The 14,508-nt window shown below is 73.9% G+C and carries 15 protein-coding genes; 7 read left to right on the plus strand and 8 right to left on the minus strand.

Translation table 11 applies throughout. The features are described from left to right. Positions 1 to 103: 103 nt before the first annotated feature. Positions 104 to 1,657 (minus strand): leucyl aminopeptidase, encoded by a 1,554-nt coding sequence (locus tag ACN6LM_RS15015; RefSeq protein WP_445065851.1) that lies wholly within the window; start codon positions 1,655 to 1,657, stop codon positions 104 to 106. Between the two features lie 216 nt (positions 1,658 to 1,873). Here ACN6LM_RS15015 and ACN6LM_RS15020 point away from each other — a divergent pair, with 216 nt between their 5' ends. Then, positions 1,874 to 2,731, plus strand: coding sequence for an endo alpha-1,4 polygalactosaminidase (locus ACN6LM_RS15020; protein WP_445065852.1), 858 nt, complete (start codon positions 1,874 to 1,876; stop codon positions 2,729 to 2,731). A gap of 9 nt (positions 2,732 to 2,740) precedes the next feature. Here ACN6LM_RS15020 and ACN6LM_RS15025 read toward each other — a convergent pair whose 3' ends face one another. Then, positions 2,741 to 3,520 carry an adenosylcobinamide-GDP ribazoletransferase gene (locus tag ACN6LM_RS15025; RefSeq protein WP_445065853.1) on the minus strand — a complete coding sequence of 260 codons (780 nt, stop codon included), beginning with the start codon at positions 3,518 to 3,520 and terminating at the stop codon, positions 2,741 to 2,743. 87 nt (positions 3,521 to 3,607) lie between these two features. On the opposite strand from ACN6LM_RS15025, the gene ACN6LM_RS15030 reads away from it, so the two are divergent. Continuing rightward, positions 3,608 to 4,369, plus strand: a complete 762-nt coding sequence (locus ACN6LM_RS15030) for a hypothetical protein (protein WP_445065854.1) — start codon at positions 3,608 to 3,610, stop codon at positions 4,367 to 4,369. On the opposite strand, the gene ACN6LM_RS15035 is transcribed toward ACN6LM_RS15030, so the two are convergent. The 3 genes from ACN6LM_RS15035 to ACN6LM_RS15045 form a co-directional block, all read right to left on the minus strand. Then, positions 4,312 to 5,022 (minus strand): hypothetical protein, encoded by a 711-nt coding sequence (locus tag ACN6LM_RS15035; RefSeq protein ID WP_445065855.1) that lies wholly within the window; start codon positions 5,020 to 5,022, stop codon positions 4,312 to 4,314. The two genes, ACN6LM_RS15030 and ACN6LM_RS15035, sit on opposite strands and share 58 nt — an antisense overlap. 59 nt (positions 5,023 to 5,081) lie before the next feature. Further along, on the minus strand, positions 5,082 to 6,182 hold the full coding sequence (gene cobT / locus ACN6LM_RS15040; RefSeq protein WP_445065856.1) for a nicotinate-nucleotide--dimethylbenzimidazole phosphoribosyltransferase: 1,101 nt from the start codon (positions 6,180 to 6,182) through the stop codon (positions 5,082 to 5,084). Positions 6,183 to 6,312: 130 nt separating this feature from the next. After that, the gene (locus ACN6LM_RS15045; RefSeq protein ID WP_445065857.1) at positions 6,313 to 7,515 is read right to left on the minus strand and encodes a bifunctional adenosylcobinamide kinase/adenosylcobinamide-phosphate guanylyltransferase; all 1,203 of its coding nucleotides are present in this window, start codon (positions 7,513 to 7,515) and stop codon (positions 6,313 to 6,315) included. Positions 7,516 to 7,651: 136 nt separating this feature from the next. On the opposite strand from ACN6LM_RS15045, the gene ACN6LM_RS15050 reads away from it, so the two are divergent. After that, positions 7,652 to 7,864 carry a hypothetical protein gene (locus ACN6LM_RS15050; RefSeq protein WP_445065858.1) on the plus strand — a complete coding sequence of 71 codons (213 nt, stop codon included), beginning with the start codon at positions 7,652 to 7,654 and terminating at the stop codon, positions 7,862 to 7,864. Positions 7,865 to 7,927: 63 nt separating this feature from the next. Here the strand turns inward: ACN6LM_RS15050 and ACN6LM_RS15055 are convergent, their stop codons facing one another. The 3 genes from ACN6LM_RS15055 to ACN6LM_RS15065 all read right to left on the minus strand — a co-directional run bounded on the left by ACN6LM_RS15055 (position 7,928) and on the right by ACN6LM_RS15065 (position 10,999). Further along, positions 7,928 to 9,019: a S1C family serine protease gene (locus ACN6LM_RS15055; RefSeq protein WP_445065859.1), complete on the minus strand. Its 1,092-nt coding sequence runs from the start codon at positions 9,017 to 9,019 to the stop codon at positions 7,928 to 7,930. Positions 9,020 to 9,557: 538 nt separating this feature from the next. Next, positions 9,558 to 10,292, minus strand: a complete 735-nt coding sequence (locus ACN6LM_RS15060; RefSeq protein ID WP_425815046.1) for a class I SAM-dependent methyltransferase — start codon at positions 10,290 to 10,292, stop codon at positions 9,558 to 9,560. 107 nt (positions 10,293 to 10,399) lie between these two features. Then, complete coding sequence (locus ACN6LM_RS15065) at positions 10,400 to 10,999, minus strand: DUF3043 domain-containing protein (RefSeq protein WP_445065860.1); 600 nt, start codon at positions 10,997 to 10,999, stop codon at positions 10,400 to 10,402. 274 nt (positions 11,000 to 11,273) lie between these two features. Here ACN6LM_RS15065 and ACN6LM_RS15070 point away from each other — a divergent pair, with 274 nt between their 5' ends. From ACN6LM_RS15070 to ACN6LM_RS15085, 4 genes are all read left to right on the plus strand, one after another. Continuing rightward, positions 11,274 to 12,050, plus strand: coding sequence for a PspA/IM30 family protein (locus ACN6LM_RS15070; RefSeq protein ID WP_365685271.1), 777 nt, complete (start codon positions 11,274 to 11,276; stop codon positions 12,048 to 12,050). 9 nt (positions 12,051 to 12,059) lie between these two features. Further along, a complete protein-coding gene (gene pspAA / locus ACN6LM_RS15075) occupies positions 12,060 to 12,338 on the plus strand; it encodes a PspA-associated protein PspAA (RefSeq protein WP_425814836.1) in 279 nt (92 codons plus the stop codon). 130 nt (positions 12,339 to 12,468) lie between these two features. Next, positions 12,469 to 13,737, plus strand: coding sequence for a sensor histidine kinase (locus ACN6LM_RS15080; protein ID WP_445065861.1), 1,269 nt, complete (start codon positions 12,469 to 12,471; stop codon positions 13,735 to 13,737). Next, a complete protein-coding gene (locus tag ACN6LM_RS15085; protein WP_445065862.1) occupies positions 13,734 to 14,429 on the plus strand; it encodes a response regulator in 696 nt (231 codons plus the stop codon). Before ACN6LM_RS15080 ends, ACN6LM_RS15085 begins: the two co-directional genes overlap by 4 nt. Positions 14,430 to 14,508 lie beyond the last annotated feature (79 nt).

The raw sequence follows: 14,508 nt of genomic DNA on the forward strand, positions 1-14,508 counted from the left end.
ACGCGGGGCCCGGGTCCGGGACGGTCGATCGTCCTTCCCGGTGGGAAACACCTACGGCCCCGGACGTATGCCCGGGGCCGTGGACGAGGCCGTTTCCGGCCGGTCAGCCGAGGTCGCCGGCGGCGGTGCGCTCCGCCAGCTTCACCAGCGTGCGGACCGCGGAGCCGGTGCCGCCCTTGGGTGTGTAACCGTAAGGGGCGCCCTCGTGGAAGGCGGGGCCCGCGATGTCCAGGTGGGCCCAGGCGATGCCCTCTCCCACGAACTCCTTCAGGAACAGGCCGGCCACCAGGCCGCCGCCCATCCGCTCGCCCATGTTGGCGATGTCGGCGGTCGAGGAGTCCATGCCCTTGCGCAGGTCCCCCGGGAGCGGCATCGGCCAGGACGCCTCGCCGACCTCCTCCGCGATCTCGTGGATCGAGGTACGGAAGGCGTCGTCGTTGGACATGATGCCGAAGGTGCGGTTGCCCAGGGCCAGCACCATCGCGCCGGTCAGGGTCGCCACGTCGACGATCGCGTCCGGGTTCTCCTCCGACGCGCGGGTCAGCGCGTCGGCCATGACGAGCCGGCCCTCGGCGTCGGTGTTCAGGACCTCGACGGTCTTGCCGCTGTACATGCGCAGCACGTCACCCGGGCGGGTGGCGCTGCCCGACGGCATGTTCTCGGCGAGCGCCAGCCAGGCGGTGACGTTGACGCGCAGGCCCAGACGGGCGGCCGAGACGACGGTCGCGAACACGGCGGCGGCGCCGGCCATGTCGCACTTCATCGTCTCGTTGTGACCGGCCGGCTTCAGCGAGATGCCGCCCGAGTCGTAGGTGATGCCCTTGCCGACGAGGGCCAGGGTCTTCTCCGCCTTCGGGTGCGTGTAGGCGAGCTTCACCAGGCGCGGGCCGCGCTCCGCGCCCTGGCCGACGCCCAGGATGCCGCCGTAGCCGCCCTTGACGAGCGCCTTCTCGTCCAGCACCTGCACCTTGATGCCGTGCTCCTTGCCGGCGGCGGTGGCCACGGCGGCGAAGGACTCGGGGTACAGGTCGTTGGGCGGGGTGTTGACCAGGTCGCGGGCGCGGTTGATCTCCTCGGCGAGGGCGATCGCGCGCTCGGCGGCGGCCTTGAACGCCTTGTCACGCGGCTTGGCACCGAGCACGGCGACCTCGGCCAGCGCCTGCTTCGCGCCGGCGGGCTTCGCGTCCTTGGGGGCCAGCTTGTTCTCACCGGCCTGGTAGGCGGTGAAGGCGTACGCGCCGAGCAGCGCGCCCTCCGCGATGGCCTCGGCGTCCTCGACGGAGCCGATGGGCAGCGCGAAGCCGGCCTTCTTCGAACCGGCCAGCGAGCGGGCGGCGGCACCGGCGGCCCGGCGCAGCGTCTCGGCGTCGTACGCGCCGTCCTTCTCGGGGGCCTTGCCGAGACCGGCCGCGATGACGACGGGGGCCTTCAGACCTTCCGGGGCGGGGACCTTCGTCAGCTCGCCCTCGGCACCCGAGGCGCCCAGGGTCGCCAGGACGGCGGCGAGCTTCCCGCCGAACGCCTTGTCCACGGCCTCGGCGCCCGGTGCGAGGACCAGGTCCCCAGGCTTGGATCCAGCGCCCTTGGCGACGCCCACGACGAGGGCGTCGGCGCGCAGCGTCGCCGCACCGGCAGTGCTGAGAGTGAGAGCAGTCACGGTGGTGAAATCTCGCTTCCGTTGAGTTCTTCTCGGTCGAGTGGGTGGGCCGACCGTGCCCGGCGCATCGTAGACGCGGCCGCAATGTGCCGGGAATGAGCCTACGCGCGCCTTTGCTGCCTGCTCACGGCGGCGGGCCGTAGACGGTGTCCGCCGGGGTGCGGCCGCGTACGGTGGTGGTCCCGGGAAGATCGTCCCGGTGGACCTGGGAGAACGATGCGCGACCGCACGGCCGCACGGGTGAGCGGGGCGCGCGGCGCCCTCGCCGTCACCGCACTGGCGCTGATCACGATGCTGGCGGGCTGCTCCCCGGGGGGTGAGAAGGCCCCGTCGGGGAAGGCGGACGGCTCCGCGAGGCCCTCGCCGGCGCGCTGGCGGCCGGCGCCGGGCACGGACTGGCAGTGGCAGCTGTCCGGAAAGCTCGACACCTCGGTGGACGCCCCGGTGTACGACATCGACGGCTTCGACCGGACGGCGGCCGAGGTCGCCGCACTGCACCGGAAGGGCCGCAAGGTCATCTGCTACCTGTCCACCGGCGCCTGGGAGGACTTCCGCCCGGACGCGGCCCGTTTCCCCACCGCAGTCCTCGGGAAGGGCAACGGCTGGAAGGGCGAGCGCTGGCTCGACATCCGGCGCACCGAGGTCCTGGAACCGCTGATGGAGACCCGGATCGCGATGTGCGCGAAGAAGGGGTTCGACGCGGTCGAACCGGACAACATGGACGGCTACCGCAACAAGAGCGGCTTCCCGCTCACCGCCGCCGACCAGCTGCGCTACAACCGCCTGGTCGCCCGCCTGGTCCACCGCCACGGCATGTCCGTCGGCCTCAAGAACGACCTGCCGCAGATCCCGGAGCTGGTCGGGGACTTCGACTTCGCCGTCAACGAGCAGTGCGCGCAGTACGGGGAGTGCGAGGAGCTGACCCCGTTCGTGAAGGCGGGCAAGGCCGTCTTCCACGTGGAGTACGAGCTGCCGGCGGCCGAGTTCTGCGCGCGGTCCCGGGAGCTGGGGCTCAGCTCGCTGCGCAAGGAGTACGAGCTCGGCGCCGGGCGCGAAACCTGCGCCGAGGGCTGACGGGCCGCCTCAGCCCAGCGCCAGGCACACCAGCGCCACCGTCGCCGCCGTCTCCGCCAGCGCCCCGAACACGTCCCCGGTCACCCCGCCGAACCGCCGCACGCAGTGCCGGAGCAGCAGCCCGGCCGCCACCGGCGCGGCCACGGCGGCCAGCGCGTACCGCAGCGCCCCGTACCCGCCCAGCAGCGCCCCCGACCCCGCGCATCCGGCCACCACCACGAGCCCCACCGCCCAGGCGCCGGCCGCCGGAACCGTACCGGCGACGGCCGCGCCCAGGCCCTCCGGGCGGGCCGCCGGGACGCCGCGCCGGGAGGCCAGGGTGAGCGCGAGCCGGGCGACGGCGGCGGAGGCGACGGCCGCCACCGCGCCCTGCGCCCAGCCCTCCGCGTACAGCCGCTGAAGGGCCGCCACCTGGGCCAGCAGCACGAAGAGCAGGGTGATCACGCCGAACGGGCCGATGTCCGACTGCTTCATGATCCGCAGCGCGTCGTCGGCGGGCTTGCCGCTGCCCAGGCCGTCGGCGGTGTCCGCGAGACCGTCCAGGTGGAGGCCCCGGGTGAGCGCGGCGGGCACGGCGGCCGAGGCGACCGCGGCGAGCAGCGGACCCGCCCCGCCCCACAGCAGCAGTCCGCCCGGGACCGCCGCGAGGACGCCGACGGCAAGCCCGGCCACCGGGGCGCACAGCATCCCGGCCCGGGCGGTCTCGCGGTCCCAGCGGGTGACGCGGACGGGGAGCACGGTCAGGGTGCCGAAGGCGAAACGCAGGCCGTGGCTGTTCAGGGAGGTCACGGCGCGCAGGCTAATCGGTGGGGACGGCCGCTAGATTGACCGAATGCCGCATAACGGGGCACAAGCGGACGATCAGGAGTGGGTGGCATGGGTCACTGGTTCGATCGCAACTTCGTCGAGCCGGGGAAACTCCCCCTGCTCCTCGCCCTGGCCGCCTTCGTGCTGACCTTCGCGATCACCCGGGTCGTGACCCGGATGATCCGGGCGGGGAAGGGGCCTTTCCGCAACATCACGCCCGGCGGCGTCCACATCCACCACGTGGTGCCCGGCGTGGTGCTGACCGTCGTCGGCGGCTTCGGCGCGGTGGCCGGCGGACGGCACGGGGTCACTGCCGGGATCTTCGCGGTCGTCTTCGGCGTCGGCGCGGGGCTGGTGCTGGACGAGTTCGCCCTGATCCTCTACCTGGACGACGTGTACTGGACCGAGGAGGGGCGCCGGAGCGTGGAGGTCGTGGTGCTCACCGCGGCCCTCGTACTGCTGGTGCTCGGCGGTTTCTCACCGCTCGGCGTCAACGACCTGAGCGACGATCAGGAGCAGGGCCGCCTGGGGGCCGTGCTCACCGTCGTCATCAACTTCTGCTTCGTGCTGATCGCCCTTTTCAAGGGCAAGACCCGGATGGCGGTGGTCGGCACGCTCGTCCCGTTCGTGGCCCTGGTCGGCGCGATCCGGCTGGCCCGGCCGGCCTCGTTGTGGGCCAGGCGGTTCTACCGCAACCGGCACCGGGCCCGCTCCCGCGCGGTGCTGCGGGCCTACCACCACGACGTGCGATGGGTCGGCCCGCGCCGCAGATTTCAGGACCTGATCGGCGGGGCGCCGGACCGGGCCCCGCTCCCGCCCTCCAAGCCCTGACCGCCCCTCAGCACCGGGACCGCGCACAGGGCGAGCGCCGCCGCGACGGCCGCCAGGTGTTCCCGGCCCGCCAGGTTGTCCTTGACCGCGGTCTCGGCCGCCATCGCCGCGATCACCACCGCCCCGGTGATCCTCGCCCGGTACGCGACGCAGACGCAGACCGCCAGCGCGACGACCGCCGCCGACGGGCCCGTGTCCACGACCCGCGCGTCGGACCCGGGCAGCCCGAGGAAGGCGTCGGGCCCGGCCGCGACACCGATCCGTGCGTACAGCGTCCCGGCCAGGGTCGCCGCGTACGCGATCAGCAGGGTCCGCCACCGGCCGAGGCAGACCTCCGCGGCCCCGAACACCACCAGCATCTGCGCCAGCGCGCCCCACACCGGCAGGTCCAGCGCGGGTACGAACAGCGACAACGGGGTACGCAGCAGGGCCGCCCAGACCGGATCGTCCGCCCGGACCGCGCCCAGCGTCTGCACCGGGCCGTAGCCCCAGGGCCGGTTCTGCACCACCTGGAGCAATGCCGTCAGCGCCACCGACGCCAGGGTCAGGGGCACGGCTCGCGGCCCTCGGGCGGCGAGCGGCGCCCGTACGGCCGACCACAGCGGGCCCCACTCCCGGCGGGCCGCCCGGCACAGGTCCTGACCGAAGGTCACCCCGGGATCATAGGGGGCGCCGCACCGCACGGGAGGGCGCCCCGCGGCCGGGGCCGGCGTCAGTCCGTCACGTCGTCCTTCTCATCGTCCGCGCCGTCCTCCGCGCCGTCCTCCGCCGCCTCCGGCTCCCGCTCGGGCAGCTCGGCGGCCAGCGCGGCGGCGGCCTGGACGAAGGGAAGGGCGAGCAGCGCTCCGCATCCCTCGCCCACCACGACGCCGTGGTCGAGCAGCGGGTTGAGCGCCATCCGGTCGAGGGCCTTCGCCTGCGCCGGCTCACCGCTCAGCTGGCCCGCCAGCCACCAGTCGGGCGCCCGGAACGCCGCCCGCTGACCGACCAGCGCCGCCGCCGCGCCGACCACCCCGTCCAGGACCACGGGCAGCCGCCGCACCGCGCACTGGAGCAGGAAGCCGGTCATCGCCGCCAGATCCGCGCCGCCCACGGTGGCCAGCAGCTCCAACTGGTCGCCCAGGACCGGCCGGGCCCGGCGCAGCGCGTCGCGGATCGCCGCGCACTTGCGCATCCACGCCAGGTCGTCGATCCCGGCACCGCCGCGCCCGGTCACCACCGAGGCGTCCGTGCCGCAGAGCGCCGCGATCAGCGTGGCCGCCGCCGTCGTGCCGCCCACGCTCAGGTCGCCGAGCACCACCAGGTCGGTGCCCGAGTCGGCCTCCTCGTCGGCCACCGCGATCCCGAGCCGCACGGCCGCCTCGGCCTCCTCGGCCGTCAGCGCGTCCTCGACGTCGATACGGCCGCTGCCGCGCCGCACCCGGGTCCGGACCACCGCTTCCGGCAGCAGCTCCGGGTCGCAGTCGAGACCGGCGTCCACGATCCGCACCGGTACGGAGAACCGGCGGGCCAGGACCGCCAGCGGGGTCGAGCCGTCCAGCGTGGCACGCACCAGCTCGTGCGCGGTGGAGGCCGCGCGGCCGGACACATCGAGCCCGGCGACGCCGTGGTCGCCCGCGAACAGCACCACACGCGGCTGCCCGACCGTCCGCACCGGCGACGCCTGCTGCGCGGTCGACAGCCACTCGGCCAGCTCGTCCAGCCGGCCCAGGGCGCCCGGGGGCACGACGAGCCGCTCCCGGCGTTCCTCGGCGTCGCGCCGTACGCCCCCGTCGGGGCGTTCGATCAGGTCGGAGAAGTCGTCCAGATTCACGGGGATCTGCCTCGCGGGTCGATACGGGGAGTGGTCCGGGGGAGCCCGGCGGCGGGCTCCCTGCGGAACAGTACCCGCCACGTTTTCCGGGCCCGCCCGGTACGGCCCCGCGCCCGGGGCTCCCCGCCCCTCAGCCGCGCAGCGGCAGCACCTGGCCCGCCACCACCAGCAGCACCTGCTCGCACTCCTCGGCCACCGCCGCGTTCAGCCGGCCCAGCTCGTCCCGGAAGCGCCGCCCGGCCGCCGTCGCCGGCACCACCCCGGAGCCGGTCTCGTTGGTCACCAGGACCACCGTGCGCCGCGTCCCGCGCACCGCCGCGACCAGCTCCGCCGTCCTGGCCCGCAGCGCGCGCTCGCCGCCCGCCGCCCACGCCGCGTCGTCCCAGGCGTCCACCCGGTCCATCGCGTCCGTCAGCCACAGCGACAGGCAGTCGATGAGCAGCGGCGGCCCGTCCGAGGACAGCAGCTCCGCCGGCTCACAGGTCTCCTCGGTGCGCCAGGCGGCCGGCCGGCGCTCCCGGTGCAGCCCCACCCGGGCCGCCCAGTCCGCGTCCCCGTCCCGGGTGCCGCCCGTCGCCACGTACACGACCTCCGGGTACGTCTCCAGGCGCCGTTCCGCCTCGACGGACTTCCCGGACCGGGCGCCGCCGGTGACCAGGGTGCGCCGGGGGACCACCGCCGGGGCGCGGAAGCCCCCGACCGCCAGCGTCGTACCGTCCGGCACGGCCCGCGCCCCGGCCGCGGCCAGCCGGCGCTCCAGCTCGGGGGCGGGCGGCGCGTCGTGGTCCAGGTGGACGGCGATCAGCTCGGTGGCGGGCCCGATCGCCTCGACGGCCCGCAGCCGCGCCACCGCGTCGGGACGCCCGACGACGTCCCCGGCGACCAGGTCGTACGGCTGCGCCACGGGGGCCGTCAGCCCGGCCGGCGCGCCACCCGGCGGGAGGTACAGCAGCCGGGCGCCCTCCGGCGAGGTGACCTCGTATCCCGTACCGGGCGCGTCCATCGGCACGGCCCGCACCCGGTGCCCGCTGATCAGGGTCAGCACCCTGCCGTCCGGCACCCGGCCCGCCGGAGGCAGCCCGGCGGGCAGCTCGACGGCCGGTCCGTCGTGCGGGTGGGTGAGGAGGACCTGGCGTACGCCGGTGAGCGAGTGGCCGGCGCGGGCGGCGGCGAACACCGCCCCCGGTGTGAGGTCGAGCAGCAGCGCGTCGTCCACCAGGAGGGCGGTCGCGGCCCGGCTGCCGGCTCCGCGGGCGAGGGCGCAGGCGGCGCAGGGGCAGTCGGGCCGCGGCAGCCCGTCGGGGGCTCCGGTGCCGAGCAGAGTCAGTTCCACGTTCCGATCCTCCCGCGTCGCCGCGCGGGTTGCGCGACGTGGGGGCGAAGATCCGCCGGACAGGCCCCAGGGCCCCTTCCCTTGCTGGTGGGAAGCACTAGGCTGCCGAGCGGAACGACATACCCAGGAGGCGGACATGGCGTGGACGTGGCGGTTCGAGAAGTCCGACGGTACGGAGACGGAGCCGGCCCTGCGGCCGGAGGAGTTCACGACCCAGGGCGACGCGGAGTCCTGGATCGGTGAGTACTGGAAGGAACTCCTGGACGGCGGGGCGGACCAGGTCACGCTCTTCGACGACGGGACGAAGATCTACGGCCCGATGAGCCTCCAGGCGGACGCGACCGGCTGACGGCACACGGCTGCCGCCGGGCGGGTCCTCGCGGACTTCCCGGCGGCAGCGGCCTCCGCAGGCTCAGATCTCGCCGAGCGTGACCTCGGCCGTCTTCTGCGAGCTTCCGCGCGTGTACGTCACCTCCGCCTTCTGGCCCGGTTTGTGGCCGGCCAGAGCCTCGGAGAGCGAGGTGATCGTGGTGACCTTCGTGTCGTCCACCTTCACGATGATGTCGCCGGCCCGCAGCCCCGCCTCGTCGGCCGCGCCGCCCTTCTGCGCGCTGACGATCGCGACCCCCGCCGGCCGGTAGTCGTCGTTGACGACCGTGCGGCCGGTGATGTCGAGCGCAGCCCGGCCCGAGTCGGTGACCTTGCCGTTCTTGATGATCTGGTCCGCGACCGTCCGCACCATCGACGCCGGGATGGCGAAGCCGATCCCGGGCGCCGCGCTGTCGCCCATCTGGGGGTCGGAGGCGGCGAGCGTCGGGATGCCGATGACCTGGCTGTCCAGATTCACCAGGGCCCCGCCGCTGTTGCCCGGGTTGATGGCCGCCGAGGTCTGCACCATGTTGGCGATGGTCGCTCCGGTGCCGCCGCCCGAGCGGCTCTCGCTCACGGTCCGGCCGAGGGCCGAGACGATGCCCTGGGTGACGCTGCTGGACAGGCCGAGCGGCGAGCCCATCGCCAGCACGATCTGCCCGACCGCGACCTTCTCCGAGTCGCCGAACTTCGCGGGCCGCAGCCCGTCGGGCACGTCGTCCAGTTTGATGACGGCCAGGTCCTGCTGGGGGTAGGCGGCGACCAGTGACGCCTTCAGCACCTTCTCGCCGGTGGCCACCGTGACCTTGAACGTCTTCTCGTCGCCGACGACGTGCGCGTTGGTGACGATATGGCCCCCGGCGTCGTAGACGACACCGGAGCCGAGGCTCTCGGAGGCGTCGATCTGCACGACCGACGGCAGCACGTCGTTGATGACGGACTGGTACTCGCTCTGCAGATCACCGGCGGCCTTGGAGGCCGGACCCGGCTGAGCCGAGCCGGACGCCGTCGCGGCCGGCGCGGAGGAGGGGGTGTCCGATCCGGAGCAACCGCCCACCAGCGCGATCGCGCAGACACCCGCGGACAGGGGCAGCAACAGCCGGCGCGCACGGCGGCGTGAGTGAATGGCATCCATGTCCGGATTATTACTTTTGCCCCGAAGGGTGGCCCGTTGAGCGCATCCAGAGGGGCGGGAGATCAATCCCACGCATGGCGGGCGGACGCCCGCACATCAGGAGGGGATGTGCCGCACGCGCGGGCGCAGGCACCCGTAAACCTGGAGGGATGTGCCGCACATGGCGGGGCGGTCGCCCGCACATCGGGAGGGTTGTGCCACGCACGGCGGGGCGGTCGCCCGCACATCGGGAGGGTTGTGCCGCACATGGCGGGCGGACGCCCGCACATCAGGAGGGGATGTGCCGCACGCGCGGGCGCCGGCGCCCGTAAACCTGGAGGGATGTGCCACGCATGGCGGGGCGGTCGCCCGCACATCGGGAGGGTTGTGCCACGCACGGCGGGGCGGCCGCCCGCACATCGGGAGGGGATGTGCCGCACATGACAGAGCCGGGCGGCCGAAAATCGAGCCCGCCCGGCGATTGAGGGCAATCCTTCAGCCCGTCCGGCGCTTGAGGACAGGACGCCCACCCGGACGCCCCGGGCCCACCGGCCCCGGCTCAGCCCCGTACGCCGCACAGATGCAGCAGCGCGGCGACACCGCGATACGGGTCCGTACGACCGGCCCGGTCCTCCGCCGCGAGCACCCGCTCCAGCTCCGCGGCCGGCGGCAGCTCCACGTCGTTGCTCACGTTGTCCGTGAAGAGCCGCACCCCGTACCAGGCGTGCAGCGGCGCCGCGATCGAGGCGAGCGTCGCCGTCAGCGCCTCCAGCCGGTCCGCGCGCACGGACAGGCCGAGCCGGTTCGTGTACCGGTCGGAGTCGAACGCCGCCAGGGCCCCGGCGAAGTCCCCGGCCATCCCCGGCCGCATCGCAAGCGCGTCGGCGTTCCGCACGAGCAGGGACAGCAGCCCGCCCGGCGCCAGCATCCGGGCCAGGCCCGCCACCATGGCGTCCGGCTCCTGGACGTACATGAGCACGCCGTGGCAGAGGACCACGTCGAAGCTGCCGGGCAGGAAGTGGACCCCGGTGTCCTGGCCGTTGCCCTCGATGAGCCGCACCCGCTCGCGGATGCCGGCCGGCTCCCCGCCCAGCGCCTCGCGGGCGGTCCGCAGCATCTCCGGGTCGGACTCCAGACCGGTCACCGTGTGCCCGGCCCGGGCGAGCCGCAGCGCCTGGGTGCCCTGGCCCATGCCGACGTCCAGGATGCGCAGCCGCTGCCCGACCGGGAAGCGGGCCGCGATCTGCTCGTCCAGCTGCCGGGCGACCAGCTCCTGGCGCACGGTGTTGCGCAGACCCGCCAGCCCCTTGGTCCAGGCCGCCGAGGCCCCGGCGAAGCCGGAGACGGCACCGGCCGGCCGGTCGGCGGACGCACCGTCGACCAGGCCGGACGGCTCGGTGCTCAGGGCCGCTCTCCGCGCTTGACCTGCGGCTTCGGCAGACGCAGCCGCCGCATCTGGAGCGTGCGCATCAGCCCGTAGGCGACCGCGCCGCGCTTGGGCGTGTCCGGGAACCGCGTGTTCAGCTGCTTGCGCAGACGGAGCGCGAGCCCGACCGAGTCGACCACGATCAGCACGATCACGATCAGCCAGAGCAGCAGCGAGATGTTCTGGATGCCCTGCACCTGGATCACGCTGAGGATCAGGATGACCACGGCGAGCGGCAGGAAGTACTCCGCGATGCAGAAGCGCGAGTCCACGAAGTCGCGGACGAAGCGGCGCACCGGCCCCTTGTCGCGCGCGGGCAGATAGCGCTCGTCACCACTGGCGAGCGCTTCCCGCTGCTTGGCCATGTCCACCCGGCGGGCCTCGCGCTGGCGCTTCGCGGCCTCCTTGCGGTCGAGCGGCGCGCCACTGGAGGCACGACGGCGCTGCGTCTGGGCCTCGCTGCGCTTGGGGGTGGGGCGACCCTTGGGGGCCTGCGGGTCGCGGGGCGTCTTGGAGAGGTCCGCCGTCACCTTGTCGGTGGGGGCCTTCTCTTCCTTGGAGCGGCTACGGAACACAAGGCCCAAGGGTACGGGGTCGCTCGCGGATCTCCGCAGGCCGCCCGGGAACGATCCGGCAACGGCCCGCGTCCTCGACCGTGTACGGGCGGGCGATACGGGCGCCACCTACTCCCTGGGCGGGAGTGGACCGGGAGCACAGTCGTCCTTGGGGAGGAGCCCATCGACGTCCGAACAGTGCGGTAATAGAGGCAGGGCCCGTACTGTGGGTTCTGTTGGAGTGCTGGAGCCCAGTTGAGTCAGAAGGGGGCGCGCGAAGCCCATGAGCGGTGTCATGAAGCGTATGGGGATGATCTTCCGCGCGAAGGCAAACAAGGCCCTTGACCGGGCCGAGGATCCGCGCGAGACCCTTGATTACTCGTACCAGAAGCAGCTGGAGCTGCTTCAGAAGGTGCGCCGCGGAGTCGCCGACGTGGCGACCTCGCGCAAGCGGCTGGAGCTGCAGCTGAACCAGTTGCAGGGCCAGTCCTCGAAGCTGGAGGACCAGGGCCGCAAGGCGCTCGCGCTCGGCCGCGAGGACCTGGCCCGCGAGGCGCTGTCGCGCCGCGCCGCCCTCCAGCAGCAGGTCACCGACCTGGAGACGCAGCACACCACGCTGCAGGGCGAGGAGGAGAAGCTCACCCTCGCGGCCCAGCGGCTTCAGGCCAAGGTGGACGCCTTCCGGACGAAGAAGGAGACCATCAAGGCCACCTACACGGCGGCCCAGGCGCAGACCCGGATCGGGGAGGCGTTCTCCGGCATCTCCGAGGAGATGGGCGACGTCGGCCTGGCGATCCAGCGGGCCGAGGACAAGACGCAGCAGCTCCAGGCCCGCGCGGGCGCGATCGACGAGCTGCTGGCCTCCGGCGCCCTGGACGACCCGACCGGCACGGCGAAGGACGACATCGCCGCCGAGCTGGACCGGATCTCCGGCGGTACGGATGTGGAGCTGGAACTCCAGCGCATGAAGGCCGAGCTGGCCGGCGGCTCCTCCTCCCAGCAGGCGATCGAGGGCGGCCGGCAGGACGCCCAGCAGCAGAACAGCCAGTCGCACAAATTCGACAAGAACTGAGGCGGCGTCATGATCGTACGGATCATGGGGGAGGGTCAGGCGGTCCTGGCCGACAGCCATCTCGCCGAGCTCGACAAGCTCGACGACGCCCTGCTGGCCGAGATGGAGCGCGGTGACGGGCCCGGCTTCCGCACCACGCTCCACGCGCTCCTGGCTCGCGTGCGCGAACTCGGCACACCCTTGCCGGACGACTCCCTGGAGCCGTCCGAACTGATCCTGCCGTCGCCGGACGCCACCCTCGAAGAGGTACGCGCCATGCTCAGCGACGACGGTCTGATCCCCGGCTGACGCCGACCGCTCTCCAGCACCCGCACCCGAGTGCCCCGCGCCGTCCGACGGACGCGGGGCACAGGTGCGCCCGGGCCCGCCGCTTCCGGCCGGAACGGCCCGCGCGCGGCACGCCGTAACGTAGCCCGACGTGACCACCCTCGGAACCGGGGTCCTGCGCATCCGCGACTGGCTGCGCGGCCACCCCCTCGCGCTGGACGGCGCGCTCGCCCTGGGCGTGCTCGTGGCCATGGTCTTCGCGTCATTCGTGGACCCCGGCGGGCACGACGGGCCCACCTTCGGCGCCCGCACACCCGCCGCGAGCAGCCTGCTGCTGATGCTGCTCAGCGCACTGGTCCTGATCCGGCGGCGCCGCGAACCGATGGCGGTGCTCGCCGCCACCGGGGCGCTGACCGTCGTGGAGCTGGTCACCGCGGACCCGCCGACCCCCGTCGTGATGAGCGCCGTCATCGCGCTGTACACCGTCGCGGCGCGCACCGACCGGCCCACCACCTGGCGGGTCGGGCTGCTCACCATGGCCGCGCTCACCGCCGCCGCCATGCTCTTCGGGTCGCCGCCCTGGTACAGCCAGGAGAACCTGGGCGTCTTCGCCTGGACCGGGATGGCCGGGGCCGCGGGCGACGCGGTCCGCTCCCGGCGGGCCTTCGTCGACGCGATCCGGGAGCGCGCCGAACGGGCCGAACGGACCCGCGAGGAGGAGGCCCGCCGCCGGGTCGCCGAGGAGCGGCTGCGCATCGCCCGCGACCTGCACGACGTCGTCGCCCACCACATCGCCCTGGTCAACGTGCAGGCCGGGGTCGCCGCCCACGTCATGGACAAGCGCCCCGACCAGGCGAAACAGGCCCTCGCCCATGTCCGCGAGGCGAGCCGGTCTGCGCTCAACGAGCTACGGGCCACCGTCGGCCTGCTCCGCCAGTCCGGCGACCCGGAGGCCCCCACCGAACCGGCCCCCGGCCTCGCGGTCCTGGACCAGCTCGTGGAGAGCGTCCGCCAGGCGGGGCTGCCCGTCGAGGTGGCCTGCGCCGCCGAGGGCGAGCCGCCGCTGCCGGCGGCCGTCGACCTGGCCGCGTACCGGGTGATCCAGGAGGCGCTGACTAATGTCCGCAAGCACGCGGGCCCGGGCGCCAAGGCCGAGGTGAGCGTCGTACGGGTCGGAGCCACGGCCGAGGTCATGGTCCTGGACAACGGCCGCGGGAACGCCGGAGGCGCCGACTCCGCCCCCGGCGGCGGCCACGGCCTGCTCGGGATGCGCGAACGCGTCACCGCCCTGGGCGGCACCCTCACGGCCGGTCCCCGCTACGGGGGCGGGTTCCGCGTCCATGCGATCCTGCCCGTCGAGGCCCGCGCGCAGGAGCCCGGTCGGCCGGGCGCGGTGGGCCGGACGGGGGAGAACGCATGACACCGGCCATCAAGGTCCTGCTCGCCGACGACCAGGCGCTGCTGCGCAGCGCGTTCCGGGTGCTGGTCGACTCGGAGCCCGACATGCGGGTGGTGGGCGAGGCGGCGGACGGGGCGCAGGCCGTGGAGGCGGCCCGCGCGGAGCGGCCCGACGTCGTGCTGATGGACATCCGGATGCCCGGCACGGACGGACTCACCGCCACCCGCATGATCAGCGCCGACCCGGAGCTCGCGGACGTCCGCGTGGTCATGCTCACCACCTTCGAGGTGGACGAGTACGTGGTGCAGTCGCTGCGCGCCGGGGCCTCGGGCTTCCTCGGCAAGGGCGCCGAGCCGGACGAACTCCTCAACGCGATCCGGATCGCCGCGGGGGGCGAGGCGCTGCTCTCACCGGCCGCGACCAAGGGCCTGATCGCCACGTTCCTCGCGCAGGGCGGCGGCGGGGCCGGCGAGGGGCCGGGGGCGGCCGCGTACGCGGAGCGCCTGACGGCCCTCACCACCCGGGAGCGCGAAGTGCTGGTCCTGGTCGCGGGCGGCCTGTCCAACGACGAGATCGCGGAACGCCTGGTCGTCAGCCCACTGACCGTCAAGACCCATGTGAACCGGGCGATGGCGAAGCTGGGCGCCCGGGACCGGGCACAACTGGTGGTAATCGCGTACGAATCGGGCCTGGTGCGCCCACGGGTGGAGTGAGGGTGCAGCCGGGGTGTACTCCACCTGCGGTATGCGGGGCGTGAGAAAGCGACCCTGGGGCCGAGGACTTTCGTCCCGG

The organism is Streptomyces sp. SAS_281, from assembly GCF_052542855.1.